This window comes from Streptomyces sp. NPDC045899, from assembly GCF_056431485.1.
Genome location: NZ_JBWKKP010000008.1, coordinates 300,338 through 306,380, shown reverse-complemented (window position 1 = coordinate 306,380; position 6,043 = coordinate 300,338). Strand labels below are relative to the sequence as shown.

The following is a 6,043-nucleotide window of genomic DNA, read 5'->3' as shown; positions in this document are numbered from 1 at the left end:
CGCCGCACCCCCCCCCCCCCGCCCCCCACCCCCCTTCTCGTCCCCCCCCCCCCCCCCCCCCCCCCCCCCCCCCCCCCCCCCCCCCCCCCCCCCCCCGGGCCGCGGCCTGACGGAATGCGTGATCGGCGTCGTGCAGACACCCCCGGGTGGCGCCCGGAGCCGGTGGGGGGCCTGCGGGAGCGGCTGAGGGTGCGGCTGCGACTTCGTCCGGGAACGCCCGGGCGGCGCCCTGAGCCGGTGCGGGCCCACGGCCGCGATCCAGGAGTGCCCCACCGGCGTCGCCCCGGAGCAACCGAGGTCCGCGCCCGGCGCCGGTGGGGGCCTGCGACAGCGACAGCGGTCCAGGAACGCCCCGTCGCCGTCACTCCGGAGCACCCGGTCGGCGTCCGGCGCCCTCCCGGGCCCGCCACAGCGAGCCGGACACACCCCCACCGGCGTCGTCCAGGAACACCCCGTCCGCGGCCGGAACCGGTGCGGCCCGCCGTCGCCGGCGCGCCACCGCGGGGCGGTGGATGCGCTCACGGCGGGGCCGGTGTGATGACGCGCACATCGCTACTCGTCCCCACCCGTCCCCCACCGGTCGCCGCGTGCGGGGCCCGCGGCGGACCCGGCCCGGAGCTCAGGGCCGACGCGAGGCCAGAGCGCACCGCGGACGCGGGACTCCCCTTCGGGCCCCGCCCGTAGAATCGGAAGCACTGTGTCCGAGAACCCCACTGCCCCCGAGTCCCCCGCGGAACCGCGCACCCTGCCGACGCCCCGCGACCGCGGCGAGCCGATGTTCCCCGGCGGCCCCGTCGCCGACCCGGCAGGCTCTCACCACGAGCGCCGGATCCGTTCCTTCCGCCCCCGCCGCGGCCGTGTCACCGTCGGCCAGGGCGAGGCGCTGCGCCGTCTGTGGCCGCAGTGGGGCCTGGACATCGACGGACTGCGCCGGATCGACCTCGGCGAGCTGTTCCGCACCGGGCCCGAGGAGACGTCCGGAGGCGGCCCCGGTGCGCCGCGTCCCGACCTCCCCGTCGTGCTGGAGATCGGCTTCGGCATGGGCGAGGCCACCGCGCAGATGGCCGCCGCCGACCCCGGCACCGGCATCCTCGCCGCCGATGTGCACACCCCCGGCCAGGGCAATCTGCTCGCGCTCGCGGAGCGGAACGGACTGACCAACGTCCGGGTGGCCAACGGCGACGCGATCATCCTGCTGCGCGAGATGCTGGCGCCCGCCGCCCTGTCCGGACTGCGGATCTACTTCCCCGACCCCTGGCCGAAGAAGCGGCACCACAAGCGCCGGCTGATCCAGCCCGAGTTCATCGAGCTCGCCGCCACCCGGCTGAAGCCCGGTGCGCTGGTGCACTGCGCGACCGACTGGGAGCCGTACGCCGAGCAGATGCTCGAGGTCCTCACCGCGAGTCCCGCCTTCGACAACACCCAGCCCGACGGTGGCTACAGCCCCCGCCCGGACTTCCGCCCGCTCACCAAGTTCGAGGGCCAGGGGCTGGACAAGGGGCATCTGGTCCACGACCTGATCTTCCGTCGCAACGACACATAACGGCCCCCAGGGGGTGGGCATAATCCCTCAGTCCGCCACTCCCCCTTTCGTTAGGGTCGGTTGAGTGCATCAGTCCCCGCCCCCTCAGCAGCCGTCCGAACCGCCACCGGCCGCGCCGTCAGCCGCGCCACCGGCGCCGCCTGCGCCACCGGCCGACGGGCCGCGCGGCCCGGCCTACGACGCGGCGTACGGTCAGCAGCCCTGGTTCGACGGAGCGACCGCTCCGGAGGGGTGGCCGCATCCGCCGCGCCGCCGGCTGTGGGGCAGGCACGGCCGTCTCGGCAGCCTCTGGGACAACAAGTCGCTGCGCGCCACCGCGCTGGTGCTGCTGCTCTCCGTGTCCGGCCTGGTCATCCTGGCGCTGGTGCGCGAGCAGACCGGCACCAAGGGGTTCCTGGTGGGGCTCGGGCTGGCGGTGCTGCCCGTACCACTGATCGTCGCGGCGTTCCGCTGGGTGGACCGCGTCGAGCCCAAGCCCTGGCGCAACCTCCTCTTCGCGTTCGCCTGGGGCGCGTGCGCCGCGACACTGGTCGCGCTGATCGCCAACGGTTTCGCCACCGAGTGGCTGATGACCACCATCGACTCCTCGTCCGCCTCCCGCCAGGCCGACGCGGACGCCTGGGGCGCCACCCTCGTCGCGCCGGTCGTGGAGGAGAGCGCCAAGGCGGCGGCCGTCCTGCTGCTCTTCCTCTTCCGCCGCCGCGACTTCAACGGGATCGTGGACGGCATCGTCATCGCCGGGATCACGGCCACCGGCTTCGCGTTCACCGAGAACATCCTCTATCTGGGCTCGGCCTTCGTCAGTGACCAGGAGTTCGGCTACTCCGGCATACGGTCCACCACCGCGGCGACCTTCTTCATCCGCGGTGTGGTGTCCCCCTTCGCGCATCCGCTCTTCACCGCGATGACCGGGGTGGGCTTCGGCATCGCCGCGGCGGCCGCCCGCCACCAGCGTGTCCGCCGCGCTCTGGTGCCGGTCGCGGCGCTGCTGGCGGCGATGGTGCTGCACGGGATGTGGAACGGTTCGGCGACGCTCGGCGGGTACGGCTTCCTCGCCGTCTACGCCCTGTTCATGGTTCCGGTGTTCGGGCTGCTGGTCTGGCTCACCGTCTGGTCCCGCGGCAAGGAGCTGGGGGTGGTGCGGGAGCAGCTCGGCGCGTACCAGGCGGCGGGGTGGCTCACGCCGCCCGAGCCGGTCGCCCTGGGGTCGATGCGGGCCCGCGGCATAGCGCGGGACCTGGCGCGGCGCACCCGTGGCGCGGCGGCGGCCCGTACGGTCGCCGAGTACACCGCCCACGCGACCTCCCTGGCCTTCCTGCGGCGGCGTGCCCACCGGGGGCTGGCCGGACCGGACTTCGCGGCCCAGGAGAAGGCGCTGCTGGACCGGCTGTGGGAGCGGCGCGAGGTGGCACAGCCCGCGCTGGCGCACGCGGCGCTCGCGGTGCCGATCCGGCGGCCGCGGCCGGTCCCCCGGCCGATGCCGGGCGCGGTGCCCCCGGCGTTCTGGCCCGCAGCGCCCTACGGCGGGTACGGGGTTCCGGGGCAGGCGGGTCCGGGGTACGGGGGCACGGGATACGGCGGGCCGGGGTACGGCTACGGGTACGGCGCGCAGCAGACGTACCCGGGGCAGCCGCCGTACGGGGCACAGCCACAGCCGGGGGCACCGCAGGGCGCCCCTCCGCCGCATGTCGCACAGGGGCACCCGACCTGGTCAGTTCCCTACGGATCCGGCGGTCCGCAAAGTCATGTGTAACCTCCGGCCCCTTTCAGACGTGCTCTTAGGTAGGAGCGGGGAGCACGCGGGGGGCGCGGGGGACACATGCCGGCATCAACACATCGATCACAACCATCACATCCACCGACACTGTCGGACTTCGACCAGTTCTACGCGGCCACCGCGAAGCGGCTGGTGTCCGCGGTCTACGCCACGACCGGCGACCTCGCGGAAGCCGAGGACGCGGTGCAGGAGGCGTATGCCCGCGCCTGGCAGCGCTGGGACCGGCTGACCGCCGAAGGCGATCCCACCCCCTGGGTGCGTACGGTCGCGCTGCGGCTGGCCGTCAGCTCCTGGCGGCGTGCCCGTCATCGGATGCGGGCCCATTTCCGGCACGGTCCGCCCACCGATCTCCCTGATCTCGCCCCGGACCGGGTCGCGTTGATCCAAGCCCTGCGCAGGCTGAAGCCGGACCAGCGCACCGCCGTTGTTCTGCACCATCTGCTGGATCTGCCCATCGAGCAGGTGGCCCGGGAGACCGGCGCCTCTCCGGGCACCGTCCGCACCCGGCTGAGCCGTGCCCGCAAGGCCCTGGGCTCCCAGCTCGCCGAGCCCTCCTCCGGCACCGGGGGCTCCGGGGGCGCCGCGGCCCCGGCGGATCCTCCGCCCCGTCCCTCCGCCCGCCGTCCGAAGGAGGTGCCCACCCATGGCTGATCTGGACGACCGGCTGCGCGACCTCGCCCGGGCCGCCGAGCCCTCCATACGTCTGGCGGGCCCGGAAGCCGCCCGCGCGCGGGGCCATCGGCGCCGTATCCGACAGCGGCTGACACTCGCGGTGGCCGCGGCGCTCACCGCGGCCGCGGTGGCCATCGGATCCTGGCAACTGCTTCCGGACCACGGCTCCTCGCATTCGCGGCCGGCCGCCCCGCCCGCCCCGCAGAAGTCGGTGTCCGCGGCGCGGATCCCCGCGGGCGCACTCCTCCCGCCGTCGGCCCTGCCGTTCAACGGGGAGATGCGGTGGAAGGCCGCCGGCTCCACCGCCGGAGGGCGGACCCCGCTGCTCGACCTCTCGGACAGCTGCCGCTTCGACGGACCCGAACCGCTGACCCAGCGCAGCCGTGCCTACGACGCACAGCGGCCGGGCCGCAAGGGCCCCGGCGCCCGTCACACGATCAATGCCTATGCGAGCGAGCGCCTGGCCACGAAGGTGTTCACCACCCTGGAGCGGACGCTGAGGAAGAGCTGTGTCTCGCGCAGTCTCACGACGAGCCAGGACTCGGCCGAGCACGCTCCCGACAGTCAGACCGTGGTGACCTACACCTGGCCCGGCGGCGCCCCACGGCACCACGCACAGGTCGTCCTGATGCGCTCCGGCACCGAGGTCGCCGTGCTCCAGACCCAGGGCCTCAGCGCGATGGCCGCCGAGTACACCGACGGCCCGTCGGACTACTGCATGTCGGTCTCGCTCTGGCGGCTCGACCCCTCGGCGTCCGCCTCTCCCGGTCCCTATGAGCACAACCCCGAGGAAGCGCAGCGGCGTTGCTGACTCACACTTCCCACCACACCCACAAGAGGTTCACTTTGATCTCCGTACGCTCGCTCCGCATCGCCGCGGTGCCCTCGCTCGCCGTTGTCCTCCTCGCCGCCTGCCAGTCCGGCTCCTCCGATTCGGTGGACCCGGCCAAGACCAAGCCGGCCCGGATATCCATCACCCCGAACAGCGACTCCGGTGCGATAGCCCCGGACGCCAAGGTCAAGGTGAACGCCTCGAACGGCACCCTCACCAAGGTCCGCATCACGCCCGACGGCGCGGGTTCCCAGGCCGTCACGGTCACCGGCTCGCTCTCCTCCGCCAAGGACAGCTGGCGCTCCAACCGCACCATGACCCCGGGCACCACCTACACCGTGGAAGCCACCGCCACCAACGCCGCGGGCCGCACCGCCACCCAGCGCTCCACCTTCCGCACCCGCGCCGCCCAGCAGTTCAACGGTGTCACCGTCACCCCCTCCAACAAGACCACGGTCGGCGTGGGCCAGCCGGTCTCCGTGGCCTTCGACCACCCGGTCACCGACAAGGCCGCGGTCGAGCGCCGGCTCTCCGTCTCCACCTCGCCCAAGACCGAGGGTTCCTGGGGCTGGACCAAGGACCCCCTCACCGGCACCGAGCGCGTCGACTGGCGCCCCGAGTCCTACTGGCACAAGGGCACCAAGGTCACCCTCCGCGCCCGCCTCAGCGGCGTCGACACCGGCAACTCCCGCTACCTCCGCCGCGATGTCTCCAGCACCTTCACCATCGGCACGGCCCGTGTCTCCAAGGTCGACCTCAACAAGCACACCATGACCGTCTCCGAGGACGGCAAGGAGCAGAAGTCCATCCCGATCTCCGGCGGCCAGCCCTCCTACCCCACCTGGAACGGCAAGATGGTCGTCCTCGACAAGGCGCCCATGGTCAATATGACCAGTGAGTCCGTCGGTATCGCCGACCCCTACAACAAGGACGTCCCCTGGGCCGTCCACCTCACCACCTCCGGCACCTACGCCCACGCCGCCCCGTGGAACGAGGGCCGCGGCTACTTCGGCCGCCAGAACATGTCCCACGGCTGCGTCGGTATGTCCGAAGCCGACGGCAAGTGGTTCTACGACCGCGCCACCCGCGGCGACGTCGTCGAGGTCACCGGCTCCACCCGCGAAACGGTCGCGACCGGCAACGGCATCGGCGACTGGAACCTGTCGTACTCCGCGTGGAAGAAGCTCAGCGCGCTGGACTGAGGCCCCACATGGCTGTG

General features: G+C 73.3%; 5 protein-coding genes. All 5 read left to right on the top strand.

Annotation, left to right across the window (positions count from 1 at the left end; all coding sequences use genetic code 11):
• Positions 1–697 precede the first annotated feature (697 nt).
• The 5 genes from trmB to AC07FT_RS15225 all read left to right on the top strand — a co-directional run bounded on the left by trmB (position 698) and on the right by AC07FT_RS15225 (position 6,026).
• Positions 698–1,543, top strand: a complete 846-nt coding sequence (gene trmB / locus AC07FT_RS15245; protein WP_471192578.1) for a tRNA (guanosine(46)-N7)-methyltransferase TrmB — start codon at positions 698–700, stop codon at positions 1,541–1,543.
• Between the two features lie 64 nt (positions 1,544–1,607).
• Positions 1,608–3,296: a PrsW family intramembrane metalloprotease gene (locus AC07FT_RS15240; protein ID WP_479176614.1), complete on the top strand. Its 1,689-nt coding sequence runs from the start codon at positions 1,608–1,610 to the stop codon at positions 3,294–3,296.
• 66 nt (positions 3,297–3,362) lie between these two features.
• Positions 3,363–3,971, top strand: coding sequence for a SigE family RNA polymerase sigma factor (locus tag AC07FT_RS15235; RefSeq protein WP_479176613.1), 609 nt, complete (start codon positions 3,363–3,365; stop codon positions 3,969–3,971).
• Positions 3,964–4,803: a hypothetical protein gene (locus AC07FT_RS15230; protein ID WP_479176612.1), complete on the top strand. Its 840-nt coding sequence runs from the start codon at positions 3,964–3,966 to the stop codon at positions 4,801–4,803. Before AC07FT_RS15235 ends, AC07FT_RS15230 begins: the two co-directional genes overlap by 8 nt.
• Positions 4,797–6,026: a L,D-transpeptidase gene (locus AC07FT_RS15225; RefSeq protein ID WP_479176611.1), complete on the top strand. Its 1,230-nt coding sequence runs from the start codon at positions 4,797–4,799 to the stop codon at positions 6,024–6,026. Before AC07FT_RS15230 ends, AC07FT_RS15225 begins: the two co-directional genes overlap by 7 nt.
• Positions 6,027–6,043: the final 17 nt, after the last annotated feature.

Bases quoted from the DNA above. Each gene is read 5' to 3' on its own strand.
- AC07FT_RS15235 (WP_479176613.1), top strand. From the start codon at position 3,363: ATGCCGGCATCAACACATCGATCACAACCATCACATCCACCGACACTG.
- AC07FT_RS15230 (WP_479176612.1), top strand. From the start codon at position 3,964: ATGGCTGATCTGGACGACCGGCTGCGCGACCTCGCCCGGGCCGCCGAG.